Origin of the sequence: Micrococcus sp. R8502A1, from assembly GCF_006704135.1 — a bacterium.
Classification (GTDB): Bacteria; Actinomycetota; Actinomycetes; order Actinomycetales; family Micrococcaceae; genus Micrococcus; species Micrococcus luteus.
On sequence record NZ_VIGS01000018.1, the window covers coordinates 1 to 15873 of the forward strand.

A 15873-nucleotide genomic window follows, 5' to 3' on the forward strand; every position below is an offset into this window, starting at 1 on the left:
TTGTTTCAGTTACGAGTGTGATATTAGTAGAATCTCGTTGTTAGTTTTTTTTTTAGATGTTTATAAGAGACACCCCCGAGGACACCATGACCGTCAGCCCCCGCCCCGCCCAGGACCGCACCGTCACCGAGCAGGACCTGGACACCCTGTCCCGCCAGCTCGGCCGCCCGGTCCGGGACGTCGTGGAGATCGGTGCCCGCTGCGTGTGCGGCAACCCCCTCGTGGCCACCACCGCGCCGCGGCTCTCCAACGGCATCCCGTTCCCCACGACCTTCTACCTGACGCACCCCGTGCTGACGGCGGCGGTCTCGCGCGTGGAGGCGGACGGGGAGATGGCGCGCATGAACGACCGCCTCGCCCAGGACCCCGCGCTCGCGGCCGCGCACCGCGCGGCGCACGAGGCCTACATCGCCGAGCGGGACCGGGTCGGGGCCGAGGCCGGCACGGGGCCCGTCCCGGAGATCGCCGGGGTCTCGGCCGGCGGCATGCCCGAGCGCGTGAAGTGCCTGCACGCCCTCGTGGGCCACGCGCTCGCGGCCGGGCCGGGGGTGAACCCGCTCGGTGACGAGGCGATCGCCCTGGTGGCCCCGTGGTGGACGCCCGAGGTCTGCGCGTGCGAGGGCGCGTGGGACGAGGCCGCGGCGGTGCCCACGAAGGACCTGTCCCGGCACGTGAGGCACCTCGAACGCGTCGCCGCGCTCAAGGAGGTCACGGTGGCCGGCGTGGACTGCGGCACGAACTCCATCCGCCTGCTGATCTCCCGGCCGGCCGGGACGGATGAGACCACCGGCGCCGTGGCCGACCCGACGGCGCCGCTGGCCGACGTCGTGCGCGAGATGCGCGTGGTGCGCCTGGGCGAGGGCGTGGACGCCACCGGCGCGTTCTCCGACGCCGCGCTGGAGCGCACCTTCGCGGCGGTGGACGAGTACGCCCGCCTGGTCCAGCGCCACCACGCCGGCCGGGTCCGGTTCGTGGCCACCTCCGCCAGCCGGGACGTCTCCAACCGGGCCGCGTTCGTCGACGGCGTCCGGGAGCGGCTCGGCGTCGAGCCGGAGGTCGTCTCGGGCGCCGAGGAGGCCGGCCTGTCCTTCGCGGGCGCCGTCTCCGCCGTCGAGACCGCGGACCTGGGCCCGGAGGACCTCGTGCTCGTCGTGGACCTCGGCGGCGGCTCCACCGAGCTGGTCGTCGGCACGCCCGCGGGCGAGGTCGTGGGCGCGGTCAGCCTGGACATGGGCTGCGTGCGGTTCACCGAGCGTCATCTGCGCTCCGACCCCCCGACGTCGGACGAGGTCGCCGCGGCCCGCGCGGACGCCCGCCGCCTCCTCGACGACGCCGCCGCCCGCCTGCCGCTGGAACGCGTGGCGCGCGTGGTCGGCGTGGCCGGCTCGGTGACCACCGTGACCGCCGAGGCCCTCGGGCTCAGCACGTACGAGCCCGAGGCCATCCACGGTGCGCGCCTGCCGATCGCCGAGTTCCGCGCGGCGGCGGAGGGCCTCGTGGCGGCGACCCGGGCCGAACGCGCCGAGCGGGGGTTCATGCACCCGGGACGGGTGGACGTGATCGGCGCGGGCGCGCTGCTGTGGAGCACCGTCCTGGAGCGGGTGGCCGAGGTCGCGGGCGTCACCGAGGCCTGGGCGAGCGAGCACGACATCCTGGACGGGATCGTGCTCTCGCTGCGGTCCTGACCACGACGGCGGAGAGTGGAGGGGCCGGGCCCGTGCGTGCGTAGACTGGCGGTATGTCTCTCACTCCTGAACTGTCTCCCAAGCCGCGCCTGCTGATCGTCGGCGGCGGCTACGCCGGGTTCCATGTCGCCCGCGAGCTGCAGAAGAAGGTCGCCGAGCGCGGCGGCGTCGTGACCGTCGTCGACCCCCGCCCGTACATGACGTACTACCCGTTCCTGCCCGAGGTCGTGGGCGGCCACATCGAGGGCCGCCACGTGAACGTGGACCTGCAGACGCACCTCAAGGACGCCGAGGTCGTCCGCGGCGCCGTCGTGTCCGTGGACCACGCCGGCCGCACCGCCGTGGTGCGCGGCGAGGGCGGCGACGAGTTCGAGATCCCGTACCAGGACATCGTGATGACCGCGGGCGCCGTGACCCGCGTGTTCCCCATCCCGGGTCTGGGCGAGCAGGGCATCGGTCTGCGCTCGGTCGAGGAGGCCGTCCAGCTGCGCAACCAGATCCTGGAGCGCCTGGACGCCGGTTCCCTGATGACGGACGCCGAGGAGCGCAAGCGTGCCCTGACCTTCGTGGTGGTGGGCGGCGGCTTCGCCGGGATCGAGGCCATCGCGGAGATGGAGAACCTCATCCGCAACGCCGTGGAGCGCAACGAGCGCCTCTCCCAGTCGGAGATCCGGATCGTCCTCGTCGAGGCCATGGGCCGCATCATGCCCGAGGTCTCCGAGGAGCAGGCCCAGGGCGTGGTGGAGCACCTGAAGGACCGCGGCATCGAGGTCCTGCTCAACACCTCGCTGGGCGACGCCACGGACGGCGTCATGAAGCTCGTGGCCATGCCCTCCAAGGAGGAGGCGGAGACCTTCGCGGCGGACACCCTCGTGTGGTGCGCCGGCGTGGTGGCCAACTCCGTGGTCAGGAGCACCGACTTCCCGGTGGACGACCGCGGCCGCGTGGAGGCCACCCCCACCCTGCAGATCAAGGACGGCGAGGCCGGCGCGCTCGAGGGTGCGTGGGCCTGCGGCGACGTCTCCGCCGTGCCGGACCTGACCGGGGCCGGCCCGGGCGGCTTCTGCGTCCCGAACGCCCAGCACGCCATCCGTCAGGCCAAGCGTCTGGCCGCCAACTACATGGCCGTGCGCCACGGCGAGGGCGAGGTGCAGGAGTACGTGCACAAGTCCCTGGGCACCGTGGCGGGGCTGGGCTTCGGCCGCGGCGTGGGCAACCCGCTGGGCACCAAGATCGCCGGCATCCCGGCGTTCCTGGCCCACCGCGGCTACCACGGCTACGCGATGCCCACCCTGGAGCGGAAGTTCCGCATCCTGTCCGGCTGGGTCGCCGAGACCCTGTTCGGCCGTGACTCCACCTCGGTGGCGGGCCTGGACACCCCGTTCAACCCGTTCCGCCGCGCCGCGGGCGTCGAGCTCGAGCCCGGCCGCTTCGAGCGGCAGCGGGCCCTCGAGTCCTCGAAGGGCTGATCCCGCAGCCAGCGGGCCGCCGGCCCCGTCCGAGCGCATCGGGCGGGGCCGGCGTCGTCCGCACCCGGGCCCGCGTCCACGGGCCCGCCACGCCCCCGTGGCCCAACTGGCAGAGGCGGCCGACTTAAAATCGGCGTGTTGCGGGTTCGAGTCCCGCCGGGGGCACCACGCGTCTCCCCGCGCGCCTCGCTTCTGCGCCCACCGTGAACAGCCGGTGAACCGGCGCGGATCCACGCTCCGACCCCGCGCGCGGACACAGACCTCCCGATAGGATCGTGCTGAACCCCGGGGCACGAACGCGGCTCACTGCGGCGGCGTGCGACCGGGCCGACTCGACCCGAAGGAGTGAGCCGTGGCGAATCCGGTCATGAACTCTCAGAACTTCCAGCAGCAGATGCAGGGCGGCGGACAGGCGCAGCCCGGTTGGTACCAGGGCGGGCAGCAGTCCGCGCAGTCCCCGTACGGCCAGCAGCAGAGCCCGTACGGCCAGGCCCAGGCGTTCGGCGCCGGCCAGGCGGCCCAGCAGTACGCGCACCAGCAGTCCATGGAGGACGCCTTCCGCGCGCCCTCCGCCGGCCCGGAGCAGACCGGCCGGATGACCTTCAACGACGTCGTCGGCAAGACCGGCCTGATGCTCGTGCTCGTCGTGGTGGCGGGCGCCGTGGGCTGGTTCTCGCCGGGCCTGATGATCATCGGCGCGATCGCCGGCCTCGTGCTGGGCCTGGTCAACGCGTTCAAGCGCGAGCCCTCGCCCGTGCTGATCATGGCCTACGCCGTGGCGCAGGGCCTGTTCCTGGGCGGCATCTCGGCGTTCTTCGAGGGCGCCTACCCGGGCATCGTGGTGCAGGCCGTGCTCGGCACCTTCTCCGTGTTCGCGGTGATGCTGGCGCTCTACACCTCGGGCAAGTTCCGCCCGACCCCGCGCATGACGAAGATCGTCATGGGCGCCATGATCGGCTACCTCGTCTTCATGCTCGTCAACCTGGTCCTCACCTGGACCGGCATCGGCAACATGCGTGAGGGCGGCCTGGGCCTGATCATCGGCGCGATCGCCGTGCTGCTCGCCGCGTACTCGCTGACCATGGACTTCGAGATGGCCGCCGTGGGCGTGAAGAACGGCGCCCCGCAGAAGTACTCCTGGTCCGTGGCCTTCGGCCTGACCGTGACCCTGATCTGGCTGTACATCGAGATCCTGCGCATCGTCGCCATCCTGCGCGGCAACGACTGACCGGCGCCCCGTCCCCGCACGGAGACCCGCACCGCCGCCCCGGTCCTGCACAGGGCCGGGGCGGTCTGCGTCCGCGAGGGCGTAGATTGAGGGGGTCCCTCGCCGCCACCCAGGAGGTCCCGTGACCGAGACCAGCGACCTGCCCGCCTTCGGGGCCCCGGACGCCACCGGCACCCAGCACCGCCTGCACCGCGGGTCCGCGGAGGCCGTCGTCGTCGGCCTGGCCGGTGCCCTGCGCAGGTACCGCGTGTCCGGCGTGGACCTGACCGAGCCGTACGGCCCGGACGTGGTCCCGCCCGCCGCCAACGGCATCCAGATGAGCCCGTGGCCGAACCGCGTCGCCGGCGCCCGCTGGATCCTGGACGGCGTCGAGCAGCGCCTGGACGTCACCGAGCCCGCGCGCGGCCACGCCAGCCACGGCCTGCTGCGCAACACCCACTTCGTCACCGAGACGTTCTCCGCCCACGCGGTGACCCTGCGCGGTGAGATCCACCCCCAGCACGGCTGGCCCTTCCGGCTCACCCACCGCGTCACCTACGAGCTCGAGGCGGACGGCGGCCTCACCGTCACCGCCGAGGTGCAGAACCACACGGACGCCACCGTGCCCGTGGCGGTCGGCGCCCACCCGTTCCTGCGGATCGGGGACGTCCCGACGGCGGAGCTGAGCCTGCGCGTGCCCGCGGACGCCTGGATCCGCACGGGGGAGGACCTCATCCCCGTGGAGACCCTGCCGGTGGACGGCACGGACCTGGACTTCCGCCGCGGCCGGGCCGTGGGCGAGGCCGCCCTGGATGTGTGCCTCACCGGCCTGACCCCGGACGCCGACGGCCGGCACCGCCAGACCCTGCTCGCCGCGGACGGCCGCGCCGTGACCCTGTGGTCCGACCACGCGTTCGCCTACACCCACGTCTTCGTCACGGACCGGCTGCCCGGCCGTGACACGGCGCTCGCGGTGGAGCCGCTCACCGCTCCCGCGGACGCCCTGAATTCGGAGGAGGGCCTGCACCGGCTCGCCCCGCACGCCCGCTGGAGCGCCCAGTGGGGCCTGACCCCCCATGTCCCCGACCACCCACACGAGGAGGATCGCGCGTGAGCTCGACCCTGGCGGCCCAGACCAAGATCGACAAGGACGTGCCCTACGGGCTGACGGTGGCCGCGGCCTGGTCCTGGCGGCTGGTGGCCGTCGTCATCGGCATCGGCGTCGTGGTGTACCTGCTGGGCTTCGTGAGCCTCGTGGTGATCCCGATCCTCGTGGCCGCGCTGCTGGCCACCCTGCTGGCCCCGGTGTTCCAGGCGATGCGGCGCATCGGGGTGCCGGGCGTCGCGGCCGCCCTGCTGTGCGTGCTGCTGCTGGTCGTCGTCGTGGTGGGCCTCATGGGGCTCGCCGGTCAGCAGATCGTGCAGGGCTTCGCCGAACTGGGCGACCAGCTGGGCCAGGCCGTCGACGACGCGATCGCCTGGCTGGCCGGCGTGGGCGTGGAGATCCCCCGTTCCGGTGCCGGGCTGGAGGGCCTGTGGCAGACGCTGCGGGACAACTCCGCCACGGTCATGAACAGCGCCGTCTCGTTCGGCTCCACGGCCGTCAACATCGGTGCGGGCCTGTTCATCGCCCTGTTCTCCCTGATCTTCTTCCTCTACGACGGCGACCGCATCTGGCGCTTCCTGCTGATCTTCGTGCCGAAGGCGCACCGGGCCACCGTGGGCCGCGCGGGCCGCTCGGGCTGGCAGTCGCTCGGCTCCTACGTGCGGGTCCAGATCTTCGTGGCGTTCATCGACGCCGTCGGCATCGGCATCGGCGCCCTGATCCTGGGCGTGCCGCTGGCCATCCCGTTGGCCGTGCTCGTGTTCCTGGCCTCGTTCATCCCGATGATCGGCGCCACCCTGACCGGCGCGATGGCGGTGCTCCTGGCGCTGATGTCCAACGGCCTGGTCAACGCGCTGCTCATGCTGGGCGTGGTGCTGCTCGTGCAGCAGATCGAGTCGAACGTCCTGCAGCCGCTCGTGATGGGCAAGGCCGTCGCGCTGCATCCGCTGGCCGTGTTCCTGGCCGTCGCCGCCGGCTCCACCGTCCTCGGTCTGGCGGGCGCCGTGTTCGCCGTCCCGGTGCTGGCCTTCGTGAACAGCTTCGTCCGCGCCCTCACCGCCGACACCCCCGAGGAGCTCACGGAGCGGACGGACCACGCCCTCGAACCGGGCGGCGCGGAGGACGAGGCGGCCGGCTCCCACCGGTACCGCCCCTCGGCGCACGACGACGCCGCTCTCGCCTCCGAGGCCGACGCGGGCACCCGGCACGGGGACGACGCCTGATGGGCGCGACGCAGGCCACGGACACCCCGGACCGGGCCGTCCCGACGCCGTCGCCCCGGTGGGTGCGGCCTGCCAGCGGCCCGCCGGCCCCGGCGGCGCTGCCCGTCACGCTCGAGGAGATCGAGCGGGCGCGCGAGACGCTGCGCGGGATCGCCGAGCTCTCCCCGCTGCAGCACTCCCGGGCGCTCTCCCGGGCCGTGGGCACGGACGTGCACCTGAAGTGCGAGAACCTGCAGCGGGCCGGCTCGTTCAAGGTCCGCGGCGCCTACGTGCGGATGGCGCAGCTGAGCGAGGAGGAGCGCGGCCGCGGCGTCGTGGCCGCCTCGGCTGGCAACCACGCCCAGGGCGTCGCCCTCGCGGCCGCCAAGCTCGGCATCCGCGCCCGCATCTTCATGCCGCACGGCGTGGCCCTGCCCAAGCTGCAGGCCACCCGGGACCACGGCGCCGAGGTCGTCCTGCACGGCTCCACCGTGGACGAGTCCCTCGCCGAGGCGCAGCGGTGGGCCACGGAGACCGATGCCGTATTCATCCCGCCGTTCGACGACCCGGCCGTCATCGCGGGCCAGGGCACCGTCGGCCTCGAGATCCTCGACGTGCTGCCGGACGTGGACACCGTGATCATGGGCATCGGCGGCGGGGGGCTCATCGCCGGCACGGCCGTGGCCCTCAAGGAGGCCGCCCGGCGTCGTGGGCGCACGGTGCGCGTCATCGGCGTGCAGGCGGCCACCGCCGCCGCGTTCCCCGGCTCCCTCGAGGAGGGCCGCGTCCAGGTGCTGGAGAGCGTGTCCACCATCGCGGACGGCATCGCCGTCGGCAAGCCCGGGGCCCTGCCGCTGCGGATCGCCGCCGAGCTGGTGGACGCCGTCGTGACCGTCACGGACGACGAGATCGCCGCGGCCCTCGTCCACCTCCTCGAGCGCTCCAAGCTCGTGGTGGAGCCGGCGGGCGCCGTCGGGGTGGCCGCCCTGCTGGCGGGCCGCACGGCGGACCTGGGCTTCGAGCTCGGCACCACCGCCGTGATCCTCTCCGGCGGGAACATCGATCCGATGCTCATGCTGAAGTCCATCCAGGCCGGACTGTCGGCGGCGGGGCGCTACATGACCGTGCGCATCCCGCTGCGGGACCGCCCGGGCGAGCTGGCCACGATCTCACGGATCATCGCGGACACGGACGCCAACGTGGTGCGCGTGGACCACACCCGCGTCGGCCCGGAGCTGTCCATGGGCGGCGTGCACATCACGATCGACATGGAGACCCGCGGCGCCGAGCACTCCGCCCAGGTCCTGGAGGCGCTGCGCGCGGCCGGCTACAGCCCGGCCCCGCTGCCCTGACCGGGCCGGCTCAGGCCGCGGAGCCGGCGGCGGCCGCGGTGACGGTGCCGCAGGTCCCGCCCACCGCGCGGCGCACGGCCTGGACCAGGAGGTCCTCGCGCGTCAGCGCCTCGATGCGGCGGACCATCTCGCGGCGGTCGTAGCGCTCGTGGGCGCCCGGCAGCAGGCGTCGGGCCAGGTTGAGGTGCTGCAGCACGCCGAGCAGGAGCACGTCCTCGTCGGAGGGCTCGGCCTCGTCCAGGACCACGGCGGTCAGGTGCGCGAGCAGCTCGGCGCGTTCGGTGCCCCGGGGGACGTGCCGGGTGGCCAGGAAGGCCTTGCGCTCGGTGAGGCGGCCGGTCTCGGTCAGATGGGCGACGACGGCCTTGCGCAGATCCGGCTTGCCGGCCGCCACGGTGGACACGAGCGGTCGGCCGGCCAGGGCGTCGACCTGTGCGAGGGAGGAGTCCAGGACGGGGTCGCCGGTGGTGCCGGCCGCGGTCACGAGCACGCGGGCCCGGTCCACGGGGACGTCCTCGAGGGTCACGATCCCGGCGGAGCGGTGGTCGGCCAGCGCGGCGGCCGCAAGGGCCACGCGGTGGTGGGATTGGCTCTCGGAGAGCCCGTCCTCGCGGGTGAGCAGCAGGTGCGCCTTCTCGACGGTCAGCATGGGGCCAGAGTAGCAACGGGGGCGCGGTGGGACCCGGGACGGACGACGGCCGCGGCCCCTGGAGGGGACCGCGGCCGTCGTCGGAGCCGGGGTCGGTCAGCCGGAGTAGGGCTGGACGTCCTTGACCTCGACCTTGATGTCCTTGCCGTTCGGGGCGGTGTAGGAGACCTTGTCGCCCTTCTTGGCACCGTTGATGGCCTCGCCGAGCGGGGAGCGCTCGGAGTAGACCTCGAGCGACTCGTCGTCCGCGGCGATCTCGCGGTTGCCGAAGAGGAACGTCATCTCGTCGCCGGCGACGACGGCGGTCACCACGGTGCCCGGGTGCACGGCGCCGTCGTTCTCGGCGGCCTCGCCGACGCGGGCGGTCTCGAGCAGGTGCTTCAGCTCCGCGATGCGGCCCTCGTTCTTGGACTGCTCCTCGCGGGCGGCGTGGTAGCCGCCGTTCTCCTTGAGGTCGCCCTCATCGCGCGCGGCCTCGATGCGCTCGATGATCTCCTGGCGGCCGGGGCCGGAGATGTACTCGAGCTCCTTGGAGAGGCGGTCGTACGCCTCCTGGGTCAGCCACGGGGCGTCGGACTGGCTGGTGGTCATGCTCTGTTCCGCCTTTCTGTCTCGGGTGATGCGGAGTCCGGGGCGCGGCGCACCGCATCCGGTGCGCGATCCGCGTCCGGCGGACGCGCCCGCATGCGAAAGACCCCGCCGATCAGGAGGACGCGCGTGACCCGAGGGCTCCGTGCGACGCCTGCCTGACTCACCGGCGGGGCGGGAATGCTCCGACGAGTCTATCCGGGCGGCGTGCGTCACACCAAAGGCGGCCGCTACGCCGAGGGCGGAGCGGCCGGGAGGGCTCAGACCTTGCGGCAGGTCTCGACAACGCCGGAGTCGCCCCGCACCACGGTGCGCACGTCCACGGTGTAGCGCTGCTGCGCGTCCGAGGGGGAGTCCCGTCGGTCGGCCGGCAGGGTCTCCAGGCGGACGGTGCGGAAGCCGACGGGGGCGGCGTGGGAGTCGGTGACGAGCACATCGCACTCGGCCTGCACGCCCTCCGGGACCGAGGCCTGGAAGGTGACGGTCGCGTGGCCGTCGTCCTCGATGGTGAAGCCGACGTCCTTGTACTCGATGGCGCCCACGGACATGTTCAGGCCGATCCACACGGACAGCAGCACGGCCACGACCAGCCCGAGACCGCCGAGGCCCGCCCACAGCCGACGACGGCCCGGACGCGTGTGGTCCGTGCCGTACCGGTTGGCTAATGTGGGGTCCTGCGCGCGGACCGCGGGGGCGTGGTGAGACATCCCCTCCACCCTAGCCGCTGCCCGCCGCCGGAGGCCGATGACGACGTCGGCCTGGACCCCTCACGCCGCCGCCCCCGCGGCGGCCCTGCCATCCGGACAGGAGTGTGCGATCCCCGTGACCGATCAGACCCCCCAGGCCCAGCCCGCCGCAGGCACCGCCCTGCCGCCCTCCACCGGGCTGCGTCTCATGGCGGTGCACGCCCACCCGGACGACGAGTCCTCGAAGGGGGCCGGCACGATGGCCGCCTACGCGGCGGCCGGGGCCGAGGTCATGGTCGTCACGTGCACCGGCGGCGAGGCCGGCACCCTGCTCAACCCGTCGTTCGGGGACACCACCCGGGCGGACCGGGACATCGCGGCCGTGCGCCGCGAGGAGATGGCCGAGGCCGCGCGCATCCTCGGCGTCCGGCACGCCTGGCTCGGCTTCCTCGACTCGGGCCTGCCCGAGGGGGATCCGCTGCCCGCCCTCCCGGCGAACTGCTTCGCCGAGGTCCCGCTCCAGGATGCGGCGACCCCGCTGATCTCGCTCGTGCGCCGGTTCCGCCCGCACGTGCTCATCTCCTACGACGAGGTCGGCGGCTACCCGCACCCGGACCACCTGCAGGCCCACGCCGTGACGATGGAGGCCTACCGGGCCGCCGGCCTCGCGGACGAGTACCCCGAGGCCGGGCCCGCGTGGGAGGTCTCGAAGGTCTACTACGACTGCGGGTTCAACCCGCGGAAGTTCCGCACGATGGCCGCGGTGGCCGAGGCCGACGGCGAGGACGTGCCGTTCGCCCGACGCCTGATGATGTTCGACGCGATGGACGCGATGCGCGAGGTGCTGCGCCGCCGTGAAGCCGGGGAGGACGTGCCCGACCCGGAGGTCATCCCGCCGTGGGTCACCGCGGACCACGACGTCACCACCCAGGTGGACGTCACCGGCTTCCTCGACGAGCGCGACGCCGCCCTGCGGGCGCACCGCACGCAGATCGACCCCGACGGCATGTTCTTCGACGCCCCCCACGACCTGCAGCGGCGCGCCTGGCCGTGGGAGGATTTCGCGCTGATCGACTCGCGCGTGCCCTCCGAGCTGCCGGAGCACGACCTCTTCGCCGGCCTGCGCTGAGCCGCCCCGGCTCGGGCCGTGCAGCCGGGGCCGGTAGAGTGGGGCGGCGTGACACCCCTGTCTGGCCTTCCCCTCGTCCTCACCGCGCTCGCGGCCGCGAGCCCCGCGCCGGTGCCCGCCGTCCCGGAGCCGACGCTGCGCCCCGGGCTCGAGGAGGCGGAGGTCACCCCCGGCATCGAGGGGTTCCTGTTCACCGCGCTCATGGTGGTCATGGCGATCATCGTCCTCCGCGTCATGGTCCGCTCGGTGCGCCGCGTCCAGCAGCGGTCCCCGGAGGCCGAGGCCATGCTCGTGGAGCGCCATCAGCAGCACCTGCCGGACGAGGTCCGCGCGGGCGGCGAGCACCTGGACGCGGACTCCGAGGACCGGCTGCGCCGCCTGCAGGAGAAGTACCCCGGCTACCTCCAGGAGCCGGCCCCGGAGCCCCAGGCCCCGGACACCGGACGCGACTGACCGTCGTCGGGCCCGTGCACGCCCGAGATTCGGCGCCGGAGACTCCACGCCCGAACCCTTGAGGCCCGCAGACGCGCCGCTACGGCATGGACGTAGCGGCGCGTCTGCGGGCCTCGGCGCTGCCCGGCGGGGCGCAGACCCCCGTCCCTGCCGCGCTCAGGCGACGAGGAGCACCGCCCGGTAGATGGCGACGGCGTGGCACACGAAGCCGGCCACCGTGAAGGCGTGGAACAGCTCGTGGAAGCCGAACCACTCGCGGTGGATCGTGGGGGCCTGCAGCGCGTAGCAGACCGCGCCCGTGATGTACGCGATGCCGCCGGCCACGATCAGCCACCCCGCCGCCGCATCCGCGGCGAAGAAGTCGCCCAGGTACAGCAGCGCCGCCAGCCCGAGCACCACGTACACCGGCGTGTAGAGCCAGCGCGGCGCGTCCGTCCACAGCACCCGGAACGCGACGCCGGCCACGGCCCCCACCCACACCAGGGTGAGCAGCACACGCGCCCGGTCCGGAGGCAGCAGGGCCAGGGAGAGCGGCGTGTAGGTGCCGGCGATGACCAGCATGATGTTCGTGTGGTCCAGCCGCTTGAGGACACGGGAGACCACCTCGTTCCACTGCACCAGGTGGTACGTCGCCGAGACCGCGAACAGCAGCAGGCCCGTCACGGCGTAGACCGCGCTGGCCCACCGCAGCGTCGCGGTCGGCGCGAGCACGATGAGCACGATGCCGGCCGCGAGCGTCAGGGGCGCCATGGCCGCGTGGATCCAGCCGCGCAGTCGGGGCTTGTACAGCGGATGGTCGGGGTCGCGGATGCGCTCGATGCGCCAGCGCAGGCGACGGGCGGCGTCGGTCTCGCGGAGGGGTGTCACAGGGTCCATGCCTCCATTGTCGTCGGTCGACCCGGGGCCGGGGCACGGGATGGTCGCTGTGTGCCGCGCGCGTATCCTGGAGGCTCGCAGGACCGTCCGAGAGGGGAGCGCGCCGTGGGTCGACCCGAGGCCTTCTACCGCCTGTACGAGCGGCGGCTGACGCGCGGCCTGGACCCGGAGCGGCTGCCCCGGCACATCGGCGTGCTGGTGGACGGCAACCGTCGCTGGGCCCGCGCGTTCGGAGCGTCCACGCAGCAGGGCCACCAGGCCGGAGCCGAGCGCATCCTCGACTTCATCGGCTGGTGCGACGAGGCCGGCATCCCCGTGGTCACGCTCTACATGCTCTCCACCGAGAACCTGCGGCGTCCGGCGGAGGAGCTCGCCCCGCTCCTGGAGATCATCCAGACGACGGCGGAGCGCCTCGCCCAGCCGGCCGAGGGCCGCGCCCCCGTCTGCGTGCAGCCGGTCGGCGCGGTGGACCTGCTCCCCGAGCCCATGGCGCGACGGCTCGCCGAGGTGGCCGAACAGACCAAGGACCACGACGGCGTGCACGTGAACGTGGCCGTGGGCTACGGGGGCCGCCAGGAGATCCTCGACGCCGTGCGCGAGCTGCTGCGGGACGAGCACGCCCTGGGCCACAGCGCGGCGGAGGTGGCCGAGTCCGTCACCGTCGAGCAGATCGCGGACCGGCTCTACACGCGCGGCCAGCCGGACCCGGACCTGGTCATCCGCACGTCCGGGGAGCAGCGGCTCTCCGGGTTCCTGCTCTGGCAGTCCGCGTACTCGGAGTTCTACTTCTGCGAGGCCATGTGGCCCGCGTTCCGCAAGGTCGACTTCCTGCGTGCCCTGCGCGACTACGGCAGCCGTCAGCGCCGGTTCGGCACCTGACGGTCGGCGCGGCCCCACCACAGGCCCAGCAGCACCCCGACGACGGCCCCGGCCAGGTGGCCGGTCCACGAGATGCCGGGTGCCGGCAGCAGGCCGATCAGGCTCGAGCCCAGGTGCGTGAGCGCGACGAGCACGGAGACGACGACCGCCCCGATCCGTCGCACCGCGATCCCGTAGACGATCAGGAACGCGATCAGCGCGTACACGATCCCGGAGGCGCCGATGTGCACGCCCGGGGTGCCGATCACCCAGGTCAGCAGGCCCGAGCCCAGCCAGGCGCAGACGAGCAGGGCCACCGGTCGGCGCGAGACCAGGGCGGCCAGCGGACCGAGGACGAGCAGCGCCGTCGTGTTGCCGATCAGGTGGGCCCAGCCGGCGTGCAGCACGGGGGAGAACAGGACCCCGTCGAGACCGTCGAGGCGTCGGGGGATCAGGCCCACGCCGGGGATGATCACCCGGCCGAGGAAGATCAGCACGACCTGCGCGACCCACATGGCCGCGATCAGCACGGCGGTGGGCGCGACGGCGCCCAGCAGGCGGCCGCCGGCGCGCTCGGCCAGGGTCGGGGCGGCCCGGCCGATCGGGCAGGCCGGGGGACGGGCGGTGCATGCTCATGGGCCCTCCTGGGGACGGGGAGCGGGCGGCCGTCGGGACGTCGGCGGCGCGTCTCCAGTGTAGGGAGCGCGGGACGTCGGGGCCGTGGCGGGGCTCGGACGGACCGTCACCGCGACTTCATCCCGGGTTCACCGTGCCGGGACCCGGCGGACGACGCCGCTTCCTAGCGTGGCCCGTGGGCGGACCCCCGCACGCACGGTTCACCGGCACAGGAGGCAGACATGGTGGCAGAGCTCGTGGAGCACGCGCAGACCCGGCAGGAGCCGCCGAGGCCGAACCGGCCGGGCCAGGCGCGTGCCGAGGCGGGGCCGGCGGAGGCGACCGGCCTGCGGACCTACGTGGTGGACACGTCCGTGCTGCTCTCGGACCCGCGCGCCATGCTGCACTTCGCCGAGCACGAGGTGGTCCTGCCGCTCGTGGTGGTCTCGGAGCTCGAGGCCAAGCGCGCCGACCCCGACCTCGGCTACTACGCGCGCACGGCCCTGCGCCTGCTCGACGACCTGCGCGGCCGCCACGGCGCGCTGGACCAGCCCGTGCCGATCACCCCCGAGGGCGGCACGCTGCGGATCGAACTGAACCACGTGTCCGTGGACGTGCTGCCCCTGGGCATCCGCGGCACGGACAACGACTCCCGCATCCTCGCCGTCGCGAAGGCGCTCGCGGACGAGGGCGCCACGGTCACGGTCGTGTCCAAGGACCTGCCGATGCGCGTGAAGGCGGCGGCCATGGGCCTCGCCGCGGACGAGTACCGCCACGAGCTCGTGCGTGACTCGGGCTGGCGCGGCACCGTCTCCCTCAGCGTGGCGCAGGAGCGGCTGGACGCCCTCTACGACGACGGCGAGGTCGACCTGGCCGGCGTCCCGCTGGGGACCCTGACCGGCACGGGCGTCGAGACCGGGCCGGAGGAGGCCCCGGCCGAGGCGGACCGCCTGCCGATCAACACGGGGCTGGTGCTCACCGCGCCCCGGGGCTCCGCTCTGGCCCGGGTCGGCGAGGGCGGCCGAGCCTGCCTGGTGCGCGGGGACCGCGACGTGTTCGGCCTGCACGGCCGCTCCGCCGAGCAGCGGCTGGCCATCGAGCTGCTGACGGATCCGAGCGTGGGCATCGTCTCCCTCGGCGGCCGCGCGGGCACCGGCAAGTCCGCGCTGGCGCTGTGCGCGGGCCTCGACGCCGTGATGGAGCGCCGCGAGCACCGCAGGGTGGTCGTGTTCCGCCCGCTGTACGCCGTCGGCGGCCAGGACCTGGGCTACCTGCCCGGCTCCGAGGGCGACAAGATGGGCCCGTGGGCGCAGGCCGTGTTCGACACCCTGGGCGCGCTCGTCTCCCCGTCCGTGGTGGACGAGGTGGTGGACCGCGGGATGCTGGAGATCCTGCCGCTGACGCACATCCGCGGCCGCTCGCTGCACGATGCGTGGGTGATCGTGGACGAGGCGCAGTCGCTCGAGCGGAACGTGCTGCTCACGGTGCTGAGCCGGATGGGCCGCAACTCGAAGGTGGTGCTGACCCACGACGTCGCCCAGCGGGACAACCTGCGCGTGGGCCGGCACGACGGCATCGCGGCCGTGGTGGAGCGCCTCAAGGGCCACCCGCTGTTCGGGCACGTGACGCTGACCCGTTCCGAGCGCTCGCCGATCGCCGCGCTGGTCACGGACCTGCTGGAGGAGGGCCGAGCCTGAGCCGGGCATGAAAAAGGGGCCGCTGCCGAAGCAGCGGCCCCCGGCGGGGGTGCTCGGCCCCGCGGAGGGGGGATGGGGGACCGAGGAAGCCCGCCACCATGGCCCCTTTGAAACGGGATTGAGGCCATGGGGTCTGTGTGAGCCCCGTACGTCCATCAGACGGCCGGAAGCTCGTGACTTCAGAGTAGACCCGTGCGGGGGGGTCGTCGCAATGGGCGGCTCCGGTTGCGCTGTGGGCAGAACACCGGGTGGCCGGACCGTGAACGCGAGGTGGCCGGATCGCCCTGTGGACGGCGACCCGG

15 protein-coding genes and 1 tRNA gene are annotated in these 15873 nt (G+C 73.6%); 11 read left to right on the forward strand and 5 right to left on the reverse strand.

Annotated features, from left to right (window positions below):
• The first annotated feature begins 56 nt into the window (after window positions 1-56).
• From FLM69_RS11680 to ilvA, 7 genes are all read left to right on the forward strand, one after another.
• Window positions 57-1685, forward strand: a complete 1629-nt coding sequence (locus FLM69_RS11680; RefSeq protein WP_305072200.1) for a DUF501 domain-containing protein — start codon at window positions 57-59, stop codon at window positions 1683-1685.
• A 53-nt stretch (window positions 1686-1738) separates the two neighbouring features.
• Window positions 1739-3154: an NAD(P)/FAD-dependent oxidoreductase gene (locus tag FLM69_RS05215; protein WP_060973857.1), complete on the forward strand. Its 1416-nt coding sequence runs from the start codon at window positions 1739-1741 to the stop codon at window positions 3152-3154.
• A gap of 91 nt (window positions 3155-3245) precedes the next feature.
• Window positions 3246-3322: transfer RNA gene (locus FLM69_RS05220), tRNA-Leu, on the forward strand.
• A 184-nt stretch (window positions 3323-3506) separates the two neighbouring features.
• A complete protein-coding gene (locus tag FLM69_RS05225) occupies window positions 3507-4382 on the forward strand; it encodes a Bax inhibitor-1/YccA family protein (protein ID WP_036384970.1) in 876 nt (291 codons plus the stop codon).
• A 121-nt stretch (window positions 4383-4503) separates the two neighbouring features.
• Entirely contained in the window at window positions 4504-5475 is a 972-nt protein-coding gene (locus FLM69_RS05230) for an aldose 1-epimerase family protein (RefSeq protein WP_141843351.1), read from the forward strand.
• Complete coding sequence (locus FLM69_RS05235; protein WP_141843353.1) at window positions 5472-6689, forward strand: AI-2E family transporter; 1218 nt, start codon at window positions 5472-5474, stop codon at window positions 6687-6689. The genes FLM69_RS05230 and FLM69_RS05235 overlap by 4 nt, the downstream gene beginning before the upstream one ends.
• Entirely contained in the window at window positions 6689-8020 is a 1332-nt protein-coding gene (gene ilvA / locus FLM69_RS05240; protein WP_141843355.1) for a threonine ammonia-lyase, read from the forward strand. The genes FLM69_RS05235 and ilvA overlap by 1 nt, the downstream gene beginning before the upstream one ends.
• 10 nt (window positions 8021-8030) lie before the next feature.
• On the opposite strand, the gene FLM69_RS05245 is transcribed toward ilvA, so the two are convergent.
• From FLM69_RS05245 to FLM69_RS05255, 3 genes are all read right to left on the reverse strand, one after another.
• A complete protein-coding gene (locus tag FLM69_RS05245) occupies window positions 8031-8669 on the reverse strand; it encodes a GPP34 family phosphoprotein (protein WP_141843357.1) in 639 nt (212 codons plus the stop codon).
• Between the two features lie 96 nt (window positions 8670-8765).
• The gene (gene greA, locus FLM69_RS05250) at window positions 8766-9260 is read right to left on the reverse strand and encodes a transcription elongation factor GreA (protein ID WP_060973861.1); all 495 of its coding nucleotides are present in this window, start codon (window positions 9258-9260) and stop codon (window positions 8766-8768) included.
• 257 nt (window positions 9261-9517) lie between these two features.
• Window positions 9518-9964, reverse strand: a complete 447-nt coding sequence (locus tag FLM69_RS05255; protein WP_002856530.1) for a DUF4307 domain-containing protein — start codon at window positions 9962-9964, stop codon at window positions 9518-9520.
• Window positions 9965-10079: 115 nt separating this feature from the next.
• On the opposite strand from FLM69_RS05255, the gene mca reads away from it, so the two are divergent.
• Both mca and FLM69_RS05265 read left to right on the forward strand, forming a co-directional pair.
• On the forward strand, window positions 10080-11072 hold the full coding sequence (mca, locus tag FLM69_RS05260; protein WP_141843359.1) for a mycothiol conjugate amidase Mca: 993 nt from the start codon (window positions 10080-10082) through the stop codon (window positions 11070-11072).
• A 48-nt stretch (window positions 11073-11120) separates the two neighbouring features.
• Window positions 11121-11525: a hypothetical protein gene (locus FLM69_RS05265; protein WP_036384966.1), complete on the forward strand. Its 405-nt coding sequence runs from the start codon at window positions 11121-11123 to the stop codon at window positions 11523-11525.
• Between the two features lie 156 nt (window positions 11526-11681).
• On the opposite strand, the gene FLM69_RS05270 is transcribed toward FLM69_RS05265, so the two are convergent.
• Window positions 11682-12401, reverse strand: coding sequence for a hemolysin III family protein (locus FLM69_RS05270; protein WP_134416316.1), 720 nt, complete (start codon window positions 12399-12401; stop codon window positions 11682-11684).
• A gap of 105 nt (window positions 12402-12506) precedes the next feature.
• Here FLM69_RS05270 and FLM69_RS05275 point away from each other — a divergent pair, with 105 nt between their 5' ends.
• Window positions 12507-13280: an isoprenyl transferase gene (locus tag FLM69_RS05275; protein WP_036339992.1), complete on the forward strand. Its 774-nt coding sequence runs from the start codon at window positions 12507-12509 to the stop codon at window positions 13278-13280.
• Here the strand turns inward: FLM69_RS05275 and FLM69_RS05280 are convergent.
• The gene (locus FLM69_RS05280) at window positions 13259-13774 is read right to left on the reverse strand and encodes a rhomboid family intramembrane serine protease (protein ID WP_255502728.1); all 516 of its coding nucleotides are present in this window, start codon (window positions 13772-13774) and stop codon (window positions 13259-13261) included. The two genes, FLM69_RS05275 and FLM69_RS05280, sit on opposite strands and share 22 nt — an antisense overlap.
• 342 nt (window positions 13775-14116) lie before the next feature.
• Between FLM69_RS05280 and FLM69_RS05285 the strand changes: the two genes are divergently transcribed.
• Window positions 14117-15571, forward strand: a complete 1455-nt coding sequence (locus FLM69_RS05285) for a PhoH family protein (RefSeq protein WP_141843361.1) — start codon at window positions 14117-14119, stop codon at window positions 15569-15571.
• Window positions 15572-15873 lie beyond the last annotated feature (302 nt).

Bases quoted from the DNA above. Each gene is read 5' to 3' on its own strand.
- FLM69_RS05215 (WP_060973857.1), top strand. From the start codon at position 1,739: ATGTCTCTCACTCCTGAACTGTCTCCCAAGCCGCGCCTGCTGATCGTC.
- ilvA (WP_141843355.1), top strand. From the start codon at position 6,689: ATGGGCGCGACGCAGGCCACGGACACCCCGGACCGGGCCGTCCCGACG.
- FLM69_RS05245 (WP_141843357.1), bottom strand. From the start codon at position 8,669: ATGCTGACCGTCGAGAAGGCGCACCTGCTGCTCACCCGCGAGGACGGG.
- FLM69_RS05270 (WP_134416316.1), bottom strand. From the start codon at position 12,401: ATGGACCCTGTGACACCCCTCCGCGAGACCGACGCCGCCCGTCGCCTG.
- greA (WP_060973861.1), bottom strand. From the start codon at position 9,260: ATGACCACCAGCCAGTCCGACGCCCCGTGGCTGACCCAGGAGGCGTAC.
- FLM69_RS05255 (WP_002856530.1), bottom strand. From the start codon at position 9,964: ATGTCTCACCACGCCCCCGCGGTCCGCGCGCAGGACCCCACATTAGCC.
- FLM69_RS11680 (WP_305072200.1), top strand. From the start codon at position 57: ATGTTTATAAGAGACACCCCCGAGGACACCATGACCGTCAGCCCCCGC.
- FLM69_RS05285 (WP_141843361.1), top strand. From the start codon at position 14,117: ATGGTGGCAGAGCTCGTGGAGCACGCGCAGACCCGGCAGGAGCCGCCG.
- FLM69_RS05280 (WP_255502728.1), bottom strand. From the start codon at position 13,774: ATGTGGGTCGCGCAGGTCGTGCTGATCTTCCTCGGCCGGGTGATCATC.